Origin of the sequence: Pseudomonas sp. PDM19, from assembly GCF_014852215.1 — a bacterium.
GTDB lineage: Bacteria > Pseudomonadota > Gammaproteobacteria > Pseudomonadales > Pseudomonadaceae > Pseudomonas.
This window is the reverse complement of the sequence record NZ_JACVBG010000002.1, coordinates 1,361,455-1,378,548: the sequence shown is the minus strand read 5'-3', so window position 1 is coordinate 1,378,548 and position 17,094 is coordinate 1,361,455. Positions and strand designations below refer to the sequence as shown.

The window sequence follows — 17,094 nt, the reverse complement described above, 5'->3', positions numbered from 1 at the left end:
AGGTCAACAGGCCTCTGTCGGACTCTCCCTAGACTGCGCAGGAAAAGCTCGCCACCGGGGAACATCGGCATGCTCGACAATATTCGCTGGGACGCAGATCTGATACGCCGATACGATCTGGCCGGCCCGCGCTACACCTCCTATCCCACAGCCGTGCAGTTCCACGAAGGAGTCGGACCCTTCGACCTGCTGCACGCGCTGCGCGATAGCCAGAAGGCGCAGCGCCCGCTCTCGCTCTACGTGCACGTCCCGTTCTGCGCGAACATCTGCTACTACTGCGCCTGCAACAAGGTCATCACCAAGGATCGTGGCCGCAGCGCCCCCTACCTCGCCCGTCTCATCCATGAAATCGAGATCGTCAGCCGTCACCTGGGTCGCCAGCAGCAAGTCGAGCAGCTGCATTTCGGTGGAGGTACCCCGACCTTCCTGAGCCCCGGCCAGTTGCGCGAGCTGATGGCGCAATTGCGCACCCATTTCCACTTCGTCGAGGGCGACTTCGGCGATTACGGCATCGAGATCGACCCGCGCGAGGCCGACTGGTCGACCATGGGCCTGCTCCGCGAACTGGGCTTCAACCGCGCCAGCATTGGCGTGCAGGACTTCAACCTGGAAGTGCAGCAGGCGATCAACCGCCTGCAAAGCCTCGACGAGACCCGCGCCATCATCGACGCGGCGCGCACGCTGCAATTCCGCTCGATCAACATCGACCTGATCTACGGCCTGCCCCGGCAGACCCCGGACACCTTCGCCCGCACCGTCGAGCAGGTCATCGCCCTGCAGCCCAACAGATTGTCCGTGTTCAACTACGCACACCTCCCCGAACGCTTCCCGCCGCAGCGGCGGATCAAGGCCGAGGACCTGCCCTCCCCCGGACAGAAACTGGAGATGCTGCAACGCACCACCGAGCAACTGGAAGCCGCCGGGTACCGCTACATCGGCATGGACCACTTCGCCCTGCCGGACGACGAACTGGCCATGGCCCAGGAAGACGGCACCCTGCAACGCAACTTCCAGGGCTATACCACCCACGGTCACTGCGACCTGGTGGGCCTCGGGGTTTCCTCGATCAGCCAGATCGGCGACCTCTACTGCCAGAACAGCAATGACATCGCCGACTACCAGAACACCCTCGACCAGGGCCAGCTCGCCACTCGCCGGGGCCTGCACTGCAACAAGGACGACCTGATCCGCCGCGCGGTGATCCAGCAGCTGATCTGCCATTTCCAGCTGGACTTCGAGGACATCGAGGACCTCTACAACATCGATTTCCGTGGCTATTTCGCGGAAATCTGGGACGACCTCGAACGCTTCGCCCGCGACGGCCTGATCAGCCTCGGCCCACGCGGCATCGATGTCAGCGCCTCCGGCCGGCTGCTGGTGCGCTCGCTGTGCATGCTGTTCGACCGCTACCTGCCGATGCAGAACCTGCAACGCTTCTCGCGGGTCATCTGACCCGCGGGTTCCCCTTCGCACGACCGACGGTACGGGGCCAACTGTCGCACCCTTTGCTACAGGATATGTCCTTCATCCCAGGGTGTAGGAACAGCCCTGAACCGGCACTTTTCGAAAGGATTCGAGACCGCTCCAACCCCTACGAAACCCTCATCCCCGTCGCTGGAACCAGCGATTCAGACAGGTCGCCAACTGGCGCGCGACTTGCGGTCTGCGGTACCCTTGGTTTTTGTGTGCCATCCCATTCAAGGAACACTCATGGCCGAAACCATCAAAGTGCGCGCCCTGCCCCAGGCGCACTGCAAGGATTGCAGCCTGGCTCCCCTCTGCCTGCCCCTGTCGCTCAACCACAGCGACATGGACGCTCTCGATGAAATCGTCAAACGCGGCCGCCCACTGAAAAAGGGCGAGTTCCTGTTCCGCCAGGGCGATGCCTTCGGCTCCGTCTTCGCCGTACGCTCCGGCGCGCTGAAGACCTTCAGCATCACCGACGGCGGCGAGGAGCAGATCACCGGCTTCCACCTGCCCAGCGAACTGGTCGGCCTGTCCGGCATGGACACCGAGAGCTACCCGGTATCGGCCCAAGCCCTGGAAACCACGTCGGTCTGCGAGATTCCCTTCGAACGCCTGGACGAGCTGTCCGAGCAACTGCCGCAACTGCGCCGCCAGCTGCTGCGCGTGATGAGCCGTGAAATCCGCGACGACCAGCAGATGATGATGCTGCTGTCGAAGAAGACCGCCGACGAGCGCATCGCCACCTTCCTGGTGAACCTCTCCGCGCGCTTCCGCGCCCGTGGCTTCTCGGCCCAACAGTTCCGCCTGGCCATGTCGCGCAACGAGATCGGCAACTACCTGGGCCTGGCGGTGGAAACCGTCTCCCGCGTGTTCACCCGCTTCCAGCAGAACGGCCTGATCGCCGCCGAAGGCAAGGAAGTGCACATCCTCGACTCCATCGAGCTGTGCGCACTGGCCGGCGGCCAGCTGGAAAGCTGACAGACACGAAAGCTGACCCATTGGTTGACTTTCCGGTCATCGAAAACGGGCTCGCCGACTGGCGGGCCCGTTATACTTTGGCCTCTGCAAAAACCGCATCAGGTGCACATCCAGCATGATCCTCAACCAACTCGACCTGAAGTCCGTGATCCGTGCCGTTCCCGACTTTCCCAAGCCCGGCGTCATGTTCCGCGACATCACCCCGCTGTTCCAGTCGCCGCGAGCCCTGCGCTTCGTCGCCGACAGCTTCATCCAGCGTTATGTCGAGGCCGACTTCACCCACATCGGCGCCATGGATGCGCGCGGCTTCCTGATCGGTTCGATCATCGCCTACGAGCTGAACAAGCCCCTGGTGCTGTTCCGCAAGCGTGGCAAGCTGCCGGCTGACGTGCTGGCCCAGGCCTACGAGACCGAGTACGGCGAAGCCCTGCTGGAAGTCCACGCCGACAGCCTGTGCGAAGGCGACAGCGTGCTGATCTTCGATGACCTGATCGCCACCGGCGGCACCCTGCTGGCCGCAGCCCAACTGGTACGCCGGATGGGCGCCAGCGTGTTCGAGGCCGCCGCGATCATCGATCTGCCGGAGCTGGGCGGTTCGACCAAGCTCAATGACGCACAGATCCCCACCTACAGCCTGACTGCCTTCGCCCTCGACGAGCAGTGACAGACCGCTGTCGGTAAACACGGGCGCTTCGGCGCCCGTTTTCGTTTCCGCCCTCCCCACCGCTCAGACGCCCCATCCAATGGCTGGTCGTGACCCGCTTGGCCTGATTCGACCCCGCCACGGCCACATATGACCTTTCGATTGTCCGACAAGACTCCGAACATGACATCAGCTAATGACACATTACGAGGTGGCATAGCGAACTAACGACAGGGCTTGCCTGGGTCGCCGCCCCTGCCGCGCGCCCTCCCGCACAACAAGAAGGAGTTAGTCATGAACGCCAGCACCACGCCGATCCGCGCCAATTTCCCGGTCCGCCGCATGGATTTCAGCTTCAGCGAAACGCCGAAATACTGGTGGGACGGGCAACCCTTCATGACCCACTTCATGAACAACCTGTCCTCACTGTTCCCCTATGGCGAAAAGTTCTTCGTCGACAGCGTGCGCGCCGTGCGCGAGCGCATCCAGGACCCGCAACTGCAGAAGGACGTCAGCGCCTTCATCGGCCAGGAAGCCATGCACTCCAAGGAGCACGCGGCCTACAACGAGTACGCCGACGAGCACGGCATCGACCTGGAAACCCTGGAGCTGCGCATCAAGGTGCTGCTCGAATCCATCAGCAAGGTCACCACCAAGAAGCACCAGCTGGCGATCACCTGCGCCCTGGAACACTTCACCGCGACCATGGCCGAGCAGTTGCTCAAACGTGAAGACCTGAGCAGCCAGATGAAGTCGGACAAGATGTACAAGCTGTGGATGTGGCACGCCGTCGAGGAGAACGAGCACAAGGCGGTGGCCTACGACGTCTACCAGCAGGTCTATGGCGGCTACTTCACCCGCACCGCGGTGATGCTGCTGACCACCGGGATCTTCCTCGGCGTCATCGCCGGCTTCCAGATCAACCTGCTGCGCCGCGACGGCCAGCTGTTCAACTGGCGCAGCTGGAAACATGGCCTGGGCGTACTGCTGCACCCGCGCCGCGGCTACTTCGTCAACCTGATCCGCCCGTGGCTGGACTATTTCCGCCCCGGCTTCCACCCCTTCGACCATGACACCAAGGCGCTGGAAACCCGCTGGAAGGAAACGCTGGATTTCGCCGGCTGATCGTCATGCACGAACGAAAACGCCAGGCATTGCCTGGCGTTTTCATTTCACAAGCTTCAGGAGCTGGAATCAGCCCTCCTGCCGGCGCGGCAGATCATCCACCGTGTCGAACCACGACAGCTGCGACGAACACCAGACATGACACTGCGGCTCGATCAGCTCCGGCTCATCCAGGGTCACAGTGTTGAGCCCCACCGTCTCGCCGTCGCGCACGCGGAACTCCATCGGCGTGCCGCACTTCACGCAGAAGCGCCGCTCGCCGTCCGGGCTTGAGCGCCACATCCCCAGTTCGCCGGCGGTATACGCGAAGCCCGTCAGCGGAATCACCGCCCAGGGCACTGCCGGCGCAGCATTGGATTTCTGGCAGATGCGGCAGTGGCAGTAACCGGTCTCTTCCGGCTGGGCATCCACCCGGTAGCGCACCGCGCCGCAGGCGCAGCCGCCGAACAGGGGCAAAGGCAACATGCTGACGCTCCCGCTATGACCCAAGAAGACTTACAGCCTAGCGAGCATGCCGAAAGTCTGCAGCACCGCGACACCGGTGAAGAGCAACAGGATTTGTCGTTCGGCCAGGGCGCAGACTTCCCCGCGCTGCTCCGGCGGGCACTCGAGATAGTCCAGCGACTGCTGGAACAATTGCCGGCTGATCAGCCGCGACAGCTGGTTCAACTCGTTCTCGTCGATGTCCGGCAGCAGGTGGAACTGGCGGATGTCCTCGGCCATGTCCTCACCGAACTCGTCCATCACTCGCGCCAACGCCTCGCGCAGCACCGGCGACGGCCCATGCAGCTCACGCACACCAATGATGAAGGCCTGCGGGTTGCCTTCCACGAAGTCGAAGAACAACAGCACGGTCTCCCGCGTCACCCGCTGGCCACGCTCCAGGTCCAGGCCGAAAGGCACGCTGGCCGCGCCCTCCCCCGGTTGCGCGCGCTCGGCGGCCTCGCGGCGCAGGTCGCGCAATGGCTGGCGCAGTTGAGTGGCGATGTCGCGAATGATCGCCAGGCCCAGATCATCCACGTCACCGAAGTGCCGGTAGAAGGTATTCGGGTTCAGCCCCGCTTCACGCGCCAGCTCGCGCAGCCCGAGGCTGCTCAGGCTGCGCCGGCTGGCCGCCAGGCGCAGCGCCGCGTCGATCAGCGCGCGCTTGCCGGCGGCCTCCGCTGGCCGTTCTTCCTGTCCGATTTCCATGTGTCCGGCGCCCGACCCCACCTAAGGTTGGTTGTTCCTGCGGTATACAGATGTCTACATTTCATCACGTAGACAGTTGTATACGCCAGCAATAATCATAACAGGAGCGTGGCCATGAGTACGGTTGTGAGTACCCAACCAAAGACTGCCCCCAGACACTGCAAGGTCGCCATCATCGGCACCGGGTTCTCCGGGCTGGGCATGGCGATACGCCTGAAGCAGGAAGGCGAGAATGACTTCCTGCTGTTCGAAAAGGACGCCGGCGTCGGTGGCACCTGGCGGGTCAACAACTACCCGGGCTGCGCCTGCGACGTGCAATCCCACGTCTACTCCTTCTCCTTCGAGCCGAACCCGGACTGGACGCGCATGTTCGCCCGCCAGCCGGAAATCCGCGCGTACCTGGAGAAGTGCTGGGCGAAGTACCGCCTGGAAGACAAGACGCTGCTCAACACCGAGATGGCGCGCTTCGAGTGGAACGAGGAACAGCAGCTCTGGCACCTGTTCGACGCCGCCGGCAACCACTACACCGCCAAGGCGGTAGTCTCCGGCATGGGCGCACTGTCGATCCCCTCGATCCCCGCGCTCAAGGGCCTGGAGAACTTCCAGGGCAAGGCCTTCCATTCCCAGCAGTGGGACCATGACTACGACCTCAAGGGCAAGCGCGTCGCGGTGATCGGTACCGGCGCCTCGGCGATCCAGTTCGTCCCGGAAATCCAGCCGCTGGTGGCCAAGCTCGACCTCTACCAGCGCACCGCGCCGTGGATCCTGCCCAAGCCGGACCGTGCCATCAGCGACAAGGAGCGCGCGCGCTTCCGCCATTTCCCGGCCGTGCAGAAACTCTGGCGCGGCGCCCTCTACAGCATGCTCGAAGGCCGTGTACTGGGCTTCACCTTCGCACCCTGGGCAATGAAGCTGGTGGGCAAACTGGCCGAGCGCTTCATCCGCCAGCAGATCAAGGACCCGGACCTGCGCCGCAAGCTGACCCCGGACTACACCATCGGCTGCAAGCGCGTGCTCATGTCGCACAACTACTACCCGGCGCTGGCGGCCTCCAACTCCTCGGTGATCGTCGACGGCATCCGCGAGATCAAGGCCGGCAGCATCATCACCAGCGATGGCCGCGAGCGTCAGGTGGACGCGATCATCTTCGGCACCGGCTTCACCGCCAACGACCCGATCCCGCGCGGCGTGGTGTTCGGCCGGGACGGCGTGGACCTGCTCGACACCTGGAAGAACGGCCCGGAAGCCTACAAGGGCACCATGACCCGCGGCTTCCCCAACCTGTTCTTCCTCATGGGCCCGAACACCGGCCTGGGCCACAACTCGATGGTCTACATGATCGAATCGCAGATCGCCTACGTGCTGGGCGCCATCAAGCTGATGGATCGCCGCGAGCTGCAGAGCGTCGAAGTGAAGGAAGACGTGCAGGAACGCTGGAACGAGAAGCTGCAGCGCGGCCTCAACCACAGCGTATGGAACACCGGCGGCTGCAAGAGCTGGTACCTGCACCCGGTGAGCGGGCGCAACTGCACCCTGTGGCCGGGCTTCACCTGGCGCTTCCGCGCCCTGACCAGCCAGTTCGATCCCGGCGCCTATCATCTGAAGGCCAAACCCCTGAGCAGCCCTGTCGTCCAACCGCAACGCCACGCCGAGGAGGTGCCGGCATGAAGAACTTCGAGAACAAGGTCGCCGCCATCACCGGCGCAGGCTCCGGCATCGGCCGCGCCCTGGCCGTGGAACTGGCCTCCCGTGGTTGCCACCTGGCCCTGGCGGACGTGAATGCCGCAGGCCTGGAGGAAACCCGCCAACTGCTCTCCTCCTCCGGCGTGCGGGTATCCATCGACACGGTGAACGTCGCCGACCGCGAGCAGGTGCACGCCTGGGCCGACAAGGCCGCCCGCGAGCACGGCAAGGTCAACCTGGTGTTCAACAACGCCGGCGTCGCCCATGCCGGTACCGTGGAAGCCAGCGACTACGAAGAGTACGAGTGGATCACCAACATCAACTTCTGGGGCGTGGTCTACGGCACCAAGGCCTTCCTGCCGCACCTGAAGGCTTCCGGTGACGGCCACATCGTCAACGTCTCCAGCGTGTTCGGCCTGTTCTCCCAGCCTGGCATGAGCGCCTACAACGCCACCAAGTTCGCCGTGCGCGGCTTCACCGAATCGCTGCGCCAGGAGCTGGACATGGAACGTAGCGGTGTCTCCGCCAGCTGCGTGCATCCCGGCGGGATCAAGACCAACATCGCCAAGACCGCGCGCATGAACGACAGCATGGTCAAGGTCACCGGGCAGAACGCGGAAGCGGCGCGCACCCAGTTCAACGACCAGTTGCTGCGCACCACCCCGCAGAAAGCCGCACAGGTGATCATCCGCGGCGTGGAGCGCGATTCGCGGCGCATCCTGATCGGCTCGGACGCCCACGCCATCGACGTGATGCTGCGCCTGCTGCCGGTCTGGTACCAGAAAGTGGTCACCGGCAGCATGAAGCTGGCCAAGCGCTTCGCTCCCAAGCCCAAGCGCAAGTCCGCCGCCGAGGGCTACGAGGCCAAGTAACGCGTCATTCCCAAGAGTCCCTTTTTCCCTGTCGGGCCGGCGCCCATCCCCCTTACCCCCGGATGGGCGCCGTTTTTTTCAGGGATCATTGCCGGGCAGCGATCACCGACGGGTCAGCACCACCTCCAGATATTCGCTGGGCACCACCAGCGACGAGGGGCCCGCGCGATTGCTCGCATCGAGCAGCTGCGTCAGATCACGCTCCAGCAACTTCCCATCCGCTTCCGGCAGGTTGGCGAAAGCCTTGTGCAATGGACCGTACCAGTCGCGGAAGACCTCGATGAAATGCGCGGCGGAGCGATAGCGGAAGTTGAAGACCTGCCGCGTCGCACGCAACTCGCCGATCGATCCGTCGAACAGCTCGCGCAGATGCTCCTCCCGTCCCCACGCGGACGGCGGGCGAACACCCGCCGCCGGCGGGATGTAACCCGAAAGCACCTTGAACACCTGGCCGATGAAGCCCTCGGGCGTCCAGTTGGCCAGGCCGATGCGCCCGCCGGAACGGCAGACCCGCGCCAGTTCCGACGCGGCTTTCGCCTGGTCGGGGGTGAACATCACGCCGAAGGTCGAGACCACCGAATCGAAGCTGCCGGCTTCGAAGGGCAGCGCCTCGGCATCGGCCTCGCGGAACTCCACGGCCAGATGCTCCGCACGGGCGCGCTCGGCGCCCAGTTCCAGCAAGCGCGGCACGTAGTCAGTGGAGATCACCCGGCAACCACGCCGGGCGGCGGCCAGGGTGACGTTGCCGTTGCCGGCGGCGACGTCCAGCACCCGCTCGTCGCAGAGCAGGTCGCAGGCTTCGGCCAGGCGCTCGCCGACGATCTGCAGGGTGGTGCCGATCACGGCGTAGTCGCCACTGGCCCAGGTGGCCATCTGGCGTTGTTTCAGGGCATTGAGGTCTACAGCGGTAGTCATTTGTGGTTCTCCTGACGGGCAAGGCGCGCTCATTCGGCGGTGGTCGGATCGAGGGTGGTGACGACCTGCGATATCCGATTGGCCGGGAAGCCGCCCAGTCGCGCGTGCTCTCGCACGGCGGCTTCGTCGGGGGCTATGTACAGGCAGTAGATGCGGTCTGCGACCACGTAGCTGTGCAACCACTGCACCTGCGGCCCCAGCTGATTCAAGACCTTGCAGGACTTCTGCGCGATAGCCTGGAAATCGCGGTCGGTCAGGGCTCCGGCGCCGGGGATCTCGCGCTCTATGACGAACTTCGGCATGACACTCTCCATGGGTGGGCTGATGCGGGTACCGCGACATCCCGCACCTTCATGCTGCGCCGCGGCCTGGCCGCCGTCCTGCTCCAGCGTCGGTGTTGCCTGTCCGATCGTCCGGCGGCTCGCCACGGCTTCGCTTTCGCGCCCAGACTTCGACTGAGAACCCCGCTCCGGAGGCGCCCCTCGATGAGCACGCAAAGCATCCTCACCGCCCAGCAGCGCCTGGAGCGCCTGGTGCGCCTGGTGCGCCAGCGGCCTGGCGTCGCCCAGGTCCGCGACGTCCCCGCCACCGCGCTCTGGGAAGGCGGCGGCAAGACGCAGACGCGTCATCCGGACGGCAACCTGATCCATACCGACCTGCCGCAGGAACTGGGTGGCGATGGCGAGCGTGTCAGCCCCGGCTGGCTGCTGCGCGCCGCGTTGGCCTCCTGCGCCGTTACACGCATCGCCATGCTGGCCGCCGAGCGAGGAATGCAGCCACAGCGGCTGGAGGCGCAAGTCACCAGCGACACCGACCTGCACGGCCTGCTCGGGCTGCGCCGCGAAGATGGCCAGCACGTCCCCGCCGGCCCGTTGGCCGTCCACGTGCAGGTCAGCATCAGCGTGCCGGGTGCCCCGGATGCAGAAGTACGCGAGATGGTCGAGCAGGCCATGCGCGTCTCCCCGATGCTCAGCGCACTGGCCGAAGCCGTACCGGTGCGCCTGGACATCGACAGCGGCACCCCCTGATGGACGCACTGTCGGAGACCCTGCGCGTAGTCCGGTTGGTCGGCGCCATTTTCATCAATGCGCGCTTCACCGCGCCCTGGTGCTATCAGTCGCCAAGGGCAGATTCGGTGGTCGAGCTGCTGGAGCCGGGCGCCGAACAGGTGGTGATCTTCCACCTCATCACCGAGGGAGAATGCTTCGTCGAAATGGGCCGAGCCGAGCCAGTGCGGCTGGTGGCCGGCGATGCAGTGATCTTCCCCCAGGGCCACGCCCATCGCATGGCCTCGCAACCCGGCGTCCCACCGGCCACGGGAGCACGACTGGACGCGGTGCTGGCCCGTCGGCCGCGCCAGTTGGCCTATGGCGGCGGTGGTGCGACAACGCGCCTGGTCTGCGGCTACCTCGCCTGCGACGCACGGCTGGCGAGGCTGCTGCTCGCCGGGCTGCCGGCGCTGGTGAAGGTCAACGTGCGCGGCTCGGCCGCTGGCGCCTGGCTGGAGTCCTCGGTGCGCTACGCGCTGGCCGAGGCGCGCTCGCCCCGTCCCGGCGGTGCCGGCGTGCTGGCCAAGCTGGCGGAGGTGTTGTTCATCGAGGTGCTGCGCCTGTACATGGAGGAACAGGGCGAGGACCGCAGCGGCTGGCTGGCCGGGCTGCACGACCGCATCGTCGGCAGCGCCCTGGGCGCCCTGCACAAGTCACCGGCTCATCCCTGGAGCCTGGAGGAACTGGCGCGCTGCGCCGGTACTTCGCGCTCGGTGCTGGCCGAGCGCTTCCTCGGGCTGGTGGGCTGCCCGCCAATGCAGTACCTGACTCAGTGGCGAATGCTGCTGGCCGCCAACCTGCTGCGCGGCAGCAACGCCCCGCTGGCGCGGATCGCCGAGGACGTCGGCTATCAGACAGACACGGCCTTCAGCCGCGCCTTTCGCCGCGAATACGGCGCCCGCCGGCGGCCTGGCGGCGCAGCCAGGCCGCCGGCGCACGCCCGTCGATGTAAGGGCGCTCAGAGCCCCATCTGCTTGGCGATGATCTCGTTCATGATCTCCCGCGTGCCGCCGCCAATGGAGAGAATGCGGTTGTCGCGGTACAGCCGCTCCACCAGGCTCTCGCGCATGTAGCCCATGCCGCCCAGTACCTGCACCGCGTCGTAGGTCACCCGGTCGGCGACGTCGGTGGCGAAGTTCTTGGCCATGGAGATTTCCTTGATCACGCTCTTGCCGGCGGCCATCTTCGCCGCCTGGCGGTAGGTGAACTCGCGGGACACTTCGACCTGGGTAGCCATCTCCGCCAGCCGGTGCTTGAGCACCTGGAACTTGCCGACCGGCTTGCCGAACGCCTCGCGCTCGCGGCTCCAGGCCAGCGCCTCGTCCAGCGCCAGCTGCGCGGTCATGTTGGCCATGATCGCCAGGGCCAGACGCTCGCTCTGGAAGTTCGCCATGATGCAGGCAAAACCCATGTTCTCCGCACCGATGAGATGGTCCACCGGCACCTTGCAGTCGTCGAAGAACAGCTCGGCGGTGTCCGACGCCCACCAGCCCATCTTCTTCAGCTTGCGGCTGACGGTGAAGCCGGGCGTGCCCTTCTCCACCAGCAGCAGGCTGACGCCGCCGAAGCCATCGCCGCCGGTGCGTACGGCCACGGTGTAGTAGTCAGCGCGCACACCGCTGGTGATGAAGGTCTTGCTACCGCTGACCCGGTAGTGGTCACCGTCGCGCACGGCGCGGGTCTTCAGGCTGGCGACATCGGAGCCGCCGGACGGCTCGGTGACGGCCAGTGCCATGATCTTCTCGCCGGCCAGCACCTGCGGCGCGATGCGCTCGCGCAGCTCCGGGCGGCCCCACTTGATCAGCGGCGGCAGGCCGATATCCAGCGAACCCAACCCCGCTACCAACCCGCCGGAGCCGCAGCGCATCAGCTCTTCGCTGGCTGCCACCTTGGCGAACAGGTCGCCCTCGTGGCTGCCGCCGAACGCCTCGGGATAGCCGATGCCGAGGATGCCGGCCTCGCCCGCCTTGCGGTACAGCTCGCGGGGAAACTCCTCCGCCTCCTCCCAGTCGGCGACGTGGGGCAGGATTTCACGCTCGACGAAGCGCCGCACGCTGTCGCGGACCAGGCGGTGGTTGTCATCGAAGTATTCGGCGAACACGGACATGGCAAGGCTCCAGACGGTTTGACTGAAACTTACCGAGCGCTTGCTTGGTTTTCAAGGCGAGACACCCGCCATCGGCTAGGACAGATGCGCCGTCCCGAACCGCTCGCGGTAAGCCGAAGGCGCTACGCCAGCCGCACCACGGAAGGCATTGCGAAAGCTTTCCACGGTGCCGAAGCCACATTGCTCGGCGATCCGCTCGACGCTGTCGGCGCTGCATTCGAGCAATTCGCGGGCGCGCAGCATGCGCTCGTGCTGCAGCCAGGCCTTGGGCGTCATCCCCTTCGCTTCGCTGAAACGGCGCAGGAAGGTGCGCTCGCTCATGGCCACGCGGCTCGCCAATTCGCCGACGCTGATTGAGCGGTCCAGCCGCTGCCGGGCCCAGTCCAGCAGCCCTGCGAGGTCATGCCGGGGCGCCTGCGCCACCGGCGCGGGGATGAACTGCGCCTGACCACCGCCGCGCTGAGGTGACATCACCAGGCGCCGCGCGACGGTGTTGCCGACCTGCGCGCCGAAGTCCCGCGCCACCAGGTGCAGACAGGCATCGATGCCCGCTGCGCTGCCGGCAGAAGTGATCAGCTGCCCGGCATCCACATAGAGCACCTGGGCATCGACCTCGATGGCCGGGAAGCGCATCGCCAGTTCCTCGGCGTAGCGCCAGTGCGTGGTCGCCCGCTGGCCGTCCAGCAATCCGGTGGCGGCCAGGACGAAGACACCGGAGCAGATCGACACTAGCCGCGCGCCCTCAGCGTGGGCCTCGCGCAGCGCCTGTACCAGCTCGGCAGAAGGCGCCTCGGCACGATCCCGCCAGCCCGGCACAATGATCGTGCCCGCCGTGTCGAGGGCTTCCAGCCCGCCATCGGCGAGCACCTGGATGCCGCCCATGGCGCGCATCGGCCCCGCATCCACGGCAACGACCCGGTGGCGATACCAGGGGAAATCGAACTCGGGACGCGGCAGGCCGAAGATTTCCACGGCGATGCCGAATTCGAAGGTGCACAGGCCGTCGTAGGCAAGAATGGCGACTTCCAGGGGATTGCGCGGCATTTGGCGGAAAACTTCCGATCACTGTCCAGGCCGCCACTGTAGCCGACTCGCAAGGCCACATACAGTGCCCCCATCTTCCACAGGAGCCTTGCCATGCCCAGCCTCGTCAGCCAGTTCCCCGCCGCCCTGCCGGCCGATGCCCTCGCCCACTTCAGCCACCGCCTGGCCTTCGAAACCGACTGTTCCGACGTCAACCGCGCCCTGCAGAACGGCGAGCAGGATTTCGTCCTGCTCGATGTGCGCAACGCCGCCGCTTTTGCCCGTGGGCATGTACCCGGAGCACTGAACCTGCCGACTCGCGAGATCGATGCCCGGCGCATGGCGCAGTTCGCCCCGGGCACCCTGTTCGTCGTCTACTGCGCCGGACCGCACTGCAACGGCGTGCACCGCGCCGCCGCGAAGCTCGCCGCGCTGGGTTTGCCGGTGAAGGAGATGATCGGCGGGGTGACCGGCTGGCTGGACGAAGGCCTGGCTCTGGTCGGCGTGGCAGGTGACTCGTTGCTTGCAGGCGGTGAAGGCATCAGCTGCGCCTGCTGAGCCCGAATGCAACAAGGCCGGAATTGCTCCGGCCTTGTTCGTCGTACAGGAAGTGCTTGGATGGCTCAGCTACTGATCGGCCGGCGCCCAGCCAGGGCGTGGGCCAGGGTGCCGCCGTCGACCAGCTCCAGCTCGCCACCCAGCGGTACGCCGTGGGCGATGCGCGACAGCACCAGGTCGCCGCCGCCCAGCAGCTGGGCGATGTAGTGGGCGGTTGCCTCGCCTTCCACCGTGGGGTTGGTGGCGAGAATGATCTCGCTGAAGTTGCCAGCCTTGATTCGCGCTTCCAGCTCGGGAATGCCGATGGCTTCCGGGCCGAGGCCGTCCAGCGGCGACAGATGCCCCTTGAGCACGAAGTAGCGGCCACGGTAACCGGTCTGCTCGACGGCGAACACGTCCAGCGGACCTTCGACCACGCACAGCAGGCTATCGTCGCGGCGCGGGTCGGTGCACTGCGGGCAGAACTCGTCCTCGGACAGGGTGCGGCACTGCTTGCAGTGACCGACACCCTCCATCGCCTGGGTCAGTGCCTGGGCCAGGCGCAGGCCGCCACTGCGGTCACGCTCCAGCAGCTGCAGCGCCATGCGCTGGGCACTCTTCTGCCCCACTCCGGGCAGGGTGCGCAGGGCGTCGATCAGTTGGCGGATCAGCGGCGTGAAGCTCATGGGGCGGTCTCAGGATATTTTTCGGAGGGGTAGAACGACTGTAGGAGCGAGCTTGCTCGCGAACCCTGCCAGGCCGTGAAGGGCCGGTAGAGCGTTCGCGAGCAAGCTCGCTCCTACAGGTCAGCGGGATGCCTGGATCAGAAAGGCATCTTGAAGCCAGGCGGGAGCTGCATGCCGGCGGTCATGCCGGACATCTTGTCCTGGTTGTTCTGCTCGATCTTGCGCACGGCGTCGTTCACCGCGGCGGCGATCAGGTCTTCGAGGATTTCCTTGTCTTCCTGCATCAGGCTGTCATCCAGGGAGACGCGCTTGACGTCGTGGCGACCGGTCATCACCACGCTCACCAGGCCGGCGCCGGATTGACCGGTCACTTCGGCGTTGGCCAGCTCTTCCTGCATCTTCTGCATCTTTTCCTGCATCTGCTGGGCCTGCTTCATCAGGCCGGCCATGCCACCTTTCATCATGTCGAGTTCCTCGATTCGTTCAGTCGTCGGCCCAGGCTCAAGCCTTGGCCTCCAGGGGTTCGATAGTACCGTCGCGGACCACCGCGGCGAACTGTTGCTTCATCTGTAGCACATATGGGTCGGCGGCAATCGAAGCCTCGGCCTGGCGCTGACGCTCGGCGCGCTTGCGCGCGGCGGCCTGGGCCGGGGTTTCCTGCTCGGGCTTCTGCTGGGTGACCTGCAGGATCAGGGTACGCCCGTGGAACTGGTTCAGAGCATCGTTCAGGCGACGCTGCTGGGTCGCGTTGAACAGCGCGCTCTGGCCCGGGTCCAGGTGCAGGTGCCAGTTGTCGCCGTCCACCGCCACCAGGGTGCAGTTGGCGCCGATGCTGGCGGTGAGGCCGGCCAGGCCCAGACGCGGGAACAGGTCCAGCCATTCGGCGGCAAGGCCGGTGGCGGGCATGGCGGCGGGCTCGGGTTCCGGCTCGGCCTGCTCTTGCGGTGCCTCGCTCTCGAGGTAGCCGTAGGATTCCATGTCGACTTCGTAGTATTCCTCAGCGGGCGGCGGCTCTTCGTCGCGATCATCGTCCTCGGCCGGGGCTTCTGCCGCGACCGGCGCGGGAGCTTCCACCGGGACGGAGGCAGCCGCAGGCACAGGAGCCGGCGCTGCCGCTACAGGTGCAGGTGCAGGTGCAGGTGCAGGTGCAACAGGCTCTGGAGACGCGGGAGCAGTTGCAACCGGTGCCGAGGGTTCATCCCACGGCAAGTCGACTGGCGCTTCGGCCGCGGACGGCTGCGGCTCGACAGTCGGAGCAACAGGCTCTGCAGCGACGACCACTTGCGGCGGCACTTCGACCGGCGCGGGAGTCGCTTCGACAACCGGCGCGGGAGCAGCGACAGGCGCTGCCTCCACCACCGGAGCCGGAGCCGGAGCCGGAGCCGGAGCCGGAGCCACCTGAGGCTGCGGCGCGGCAACAGCCGGGGCAACCTCGGCGACCGGCGCTACAGGAGCGACCGGCGCTGGCGCAGCAGGCGGCGAAGCAATGGATGCAACCGGCGCTGCAACGGCGGCGCCGGCCACTGGGTTCGGGTTGGAATCAGCCGTGGCCTTGCTGATCCCCAGGTCCTTTAGTGGCGACCTGGGCGCGCCGTCGGCATCGGCCGGGCGGAACGCCAGCATGCGCAGCAGCACCATCTCGAAGCCGCCACGGGGATCGGGCGCCAGCGGCAGGTCGCGGCGGCCGATCAGGCCCATCTGGTAGTAGAACTGCACGTCCTCGGCCGGCAGTGCCTGGGCCAGTGCCAGCACGCGGTCACGGTCGCCCTGGCCGTTGTCCACGGCCTCCGGCAGCGCCTGGGCGATGGCCACGCGGTGCAGCACGTTGAGCATTTCGGCCAGCACGCCGCCCCAGTCCGGGCCTTGCTCGGCCAGGTGGCGAACGGCTTCCAGCAGCGCACGGGCGTCGCCTTCCAGCAGTGCGTGGAGCACGCCATAGACCTGCCCGTGATCCAGGGTGCCAAGCATGGCGCGCACGTCGGCGGCCAGCACCTTGCCTTCGCCGAAAGCGATGGCCTGGTCGGTGAGGCTCATGGCGTCACGCATGGAGCCATCGGCCGCGCGACCGAGCAGCCACAGCGCATCGTCCTCGAACGGCACGTTTTCGGCGCCCAGGACGTGGGTGAGATGCTCCACCACGCGCTCCGGCGGCATGTTCTTCAGCGAGAACTGCAGGCAGCGCGAGAGGATGGTCACCGGCAGTTTCTGCGGGTCCGTGGTCGCCAGCAGGAACTTCACGTGGGGCGGCGGCTCCTCCAGGGTCTTCAACAGGGCGTTGAAGCTGTGGCTGGAGAGCATGTGCACTTCGTCGATCAGGTAGACCTTGTAGCGCCCGCGGCTCGGCGAGTACTGCACGTTGTCGAGCAGCTCGCGGGTGTCCTCGACCTTGGTGCGGCTGGCGGCGTCCACTTCGATGAGGTCGACGAAGCGGCCTTCATCGATCTCGCGGCACACCGAGCACTGCCCGCAGGGGGTCGAGCTGACGCCGGTTTCGCAGTTCAGACACTTGGCCAGGATGCGCGCAATGGTGGTCTTGCCCACGCCACGGGTACCGGTGAACAGGTAGGCGTGGTGCAGGCGCTGGTTGTCCAGCGCGTTGATCAGGGCCTTGAGCACATGGGTCTGGCCGACCATTTCGCGGAACGAGCGCGGACGCCATTTGCGGGCAAGAACCTGATAACTCATTGAAATCCATCGCGACAGGTGAGCAGAAGTGCGCTAATCCTAGCGAAGCGGACCGTAAATTGCACCCGATGTCCGCACCGGTCGCTATCGCATCTTGGCAAGGGCCGGGCTACACGGCATTGTGTTGTCGTTC

The 17,094-nt window shown here is 66.0% G+C and carries 16 protein-coding genes and 2 pseudogenes; 9 read left to right on the top strand and 9 right to left on the bottom strand.

Going from position 1 to position 17,094, the window contains the following annotated elements; all coding sequences use genetic code 11:
* The first annotated feature begins 69 nt into the window (after nucleotides 1-69).
* The 4 genes from hemN (at nucleotide 70) to IB273_RS14795 (ending at nucleotide 4,213) form a co-directional block, all read left to right on the top strand.
* Nucleotides 70-1,452, top strand: coding sequence for an oxygen-independent coproporphyrinogen III oxidase (gene hemN, locus IB273_RS14810; RefSeq protein ID WP_151187650.1), 1,383 nt, complete (start codon nucleotides 70-72; stop codon nucleotides 1,450-1,452).
* A 258-nt stretch (nucleotides 1,453-1,710) separates the two neighbouring features.
* A complete protein-coding gene (gene anr / locus IB273_RS14805; protein ID WP_024763934.1) occupies nucleotides 1,711-2,445 on the top strand; it encodes a transcriptional regulator Anr in 735 nt (244 codons plus the stop codon).
* Nucleotides 2,446-2,560: 115 nt separating this feature from the next.
* On the top strand, nucleotides 2,561-3,109 hold the full coding sequence (locus IB273_RS14800) for an adenine phosphoribosyltransferase (protein WP_045209111.1): 549 nt from the start codon (nucleotides 2,561-2,563) through the stop codon (nucleotides 3,107-3,109).
* A 273-nt stretch (nucleotides 3,110-3,382) separates the two neighbouring features.
* Nucleotides 3,383-4,213 (top strand): metal-dependent hydrolase, encoded by an 831-nt coding sequence (locus IB273_RS14795; RefSeq protein WP_081518556.1) that lies wholly within the window; start codon nucleotides 3,383-3,385, stop codon nucleotides 4,211-4,213.
* Between the two features lie 69 nt (nucleotides 4,214-4,282).
* On the opposite strand, the gene IB273_RS14790 is transcribed toward IB273_RS14795, so the two are convergent.
* A complete protein-coding gene (locus tag IB273_RS14790) occupies nucleotides 4,283-4,678 on the bottom strand; it encodes a GFA family protein (protein WP_081518557.1) in 396 nt (131 codons plus the stop codon).
* A 30-nt stretch (nucleotides 4,679-4,708) separates the two neighbouring features.
* Complete coding sequence (locus tag IB273_RS14785) at nucleotides 4,709-5,404, bottom strand: TetR family transcriptional regulator (RefSeq protein ID WP_192224377.1); 696 nt, start codon at nucleotides 5,402-5,404, stop codon at nucleotides 4,709-4,711.
* A gap of 76 nt (nucleotides 5,405-5,480) precedes the next feature.
* Between IB273_RS14785 and IB273_RS14780 the strand changes: the two are divergent.
* Nucleotides 5,481-7,072: pseudogene (locus IB273_RS14780) on the top strand (flavin-containing monooxygenase).
* Nucleotides 7,069-7,959 carry an SDR family NAD(P)-dependent oxidoreductase gene (locus tag IB273_RS14775; RefSeq protein ID WP_192224376.1) on the top strand — a complete coding sequence of 297 codons (891 nt, stop codon included), beginning with the start codon at nucleotides 7,069-7,071 and terminating at the stop codon, nucleotides 7,957-7,959. Before IB273_RS14780 ends, IB273_RS14775 begins: the two are co-directional and overlap by 4 nt.
* 102 nt (nucleotides 7,960-8,061) lie before the next feature.
* On the opposite strand, the gene IB273_RS14770 is transcribed toward IB273_RS14775, so the two are convergent.
* Together IB273_RS14770 and IB273_RS14765 are read right to left on the bottom strand one after the other, a co-directional pair.
* Nucleotides 8,062-8,874, bottom strand: coding sequence for a class I SAM-dependent methyltransferase (locus IB273_RS14770; RefSeq protein WP_192224375.1), 813 nt, complete (start codon nucleotides 8,872-8,874; stop codon nucleotides 8,062-8,064).
* A gap of 29 nt (nucleotides 8,875-8,903) precedes the next feature.
* The gene (locus IB273_RS14765; protein ID WP_081518561.1) at nucleotides 8,904-9,176 is read right to left on the bottom strand and encodes a DUF4242 domain-containing protein; all 273 of its coding nucleotides are present in this window, start codon (nucleotides 9,174-9,176) and stop codon (nucleotides 8,904-8,906) included.
* 183 nt (nucleotides 9,177-9,359) lie between these two features.
* On the opposite strand from IB273_RS14765, the gene IB273_RS14760 reads away from it, so the two are divergent.
* The gene (locus IB273_RS14760) at nucleotides 9,360-9,902 is read left to right on the top strand and encodes an OsmC family protein (RefSeq protein ID WP_192224374.1); all 543 of its coding nucleotides are present in this window, start codon (nucleotides 9,360-9,362) and stop codon (nucleotides 9,900-9,902) included.
* Nucleotides 9,902-10,875: pseudogene (locus tag IB273_RS14755) on the top strand (AraC family transcriptional regulator). The gene IB273_RS14760 and the pseudogene IB273_RS14755 overlap by 1 nt, the downstream one beginning before the upstream one ends.
* Nucleotides 10,876-10,881: 6 nt before the next feature.
* On the opposite strand, the gene IB273_RS14750 reads toward IB273_RS14755, so the two are convergent.
* On the bottom strand, nucleotides 10,882-12,030 hold the full coding sequence (locus IB273_RS14750; protein WP_151187657.1) for an acyl-CoA dehydrogenase family protein: 1,149 nt from the start codon (nucleotides 12,028-12,030) through the stop codon (nucleotides 10,882-10,884).
* A 75-nt stretch (nucleotides 12,031-12,105) separates the two neighbouring features.
* Nucleotides 12,106-13,074: a transcriptional regulator FtrA gene (gene ftrA / locus IB273_RS14745; protein ID WP_192224373.1), complete on the bottom strand. Its 969-nt coding sequence runs from the start codon at nucleotides 13,072-13,074 to the stop codon at nucleotides 12,106-12,108.
* A gap of 93 nt (nucleotides 13,075-13,167) precedes the next feature.
* Between ftrA and IB273_RS14740 the strand changes: the two genes are divergently transcribed.
* Nucleotides 13,168-13,611 carry a rhodanese-like domain-containing protein gene (locus IB273_RS14740; protein WP_192224372.1) on the top strand — a complete coding sequence of 148 codons (444 nt, stop codon included), beginning with the start codon at nucleotides 13,168-13,170 and terminating at the stop codon, nucleotides 13,609-13,611.
* 65 nt (nucleotides 13,612-13,676) lie between these two features.
* On the opposite strand, the gene recR is transcribed toward IB273_RS14740, so the two are convergent.
* From recR to dnaX, 3 genes are all read right to left on the bottom strand, one after another.
* A complete protein-coding gene (recR, locus tag IB273_RS14735; RefSeq protein ID WP_081518567.1) occupies nucleotides 13,677-14,276 on the bottom strand; it encodes a recombination mediator RecR in 600 nt (199 codons plus the stop codon).
* 137 nt (nucleotides 14,277-14,413) lie between these two features.
* Complete coding sequence (locus tag IB273_RS14730; protein WP_045209089.1) at nucleotides 14,414-14,740, bottom strand: YbaB/EbfC family nucleoid-associated protein; 327 nt, start codon at nucleotides 14,738-14,740, stop codon at nucleotides 14,414-14,416.
* Nucleotides 14,741-14,777: 37 nt separating this feature from the next.
* Complete coding sequence (gene dnaX / locus IB273_RS14725; RefSeq protein ID WP_192224371.1) at nucleotides 14,778-16,961, bottom strand: DNA polymerase III subunit gamma/tau; 2,184 nt, start codon at nucleotides 16,959-16,961, stop codon at nucleotides 14,778-14,780.
* Between the last annotated feature and the right edge of the window lie 133 nt (nucleotides 16,962-17,094).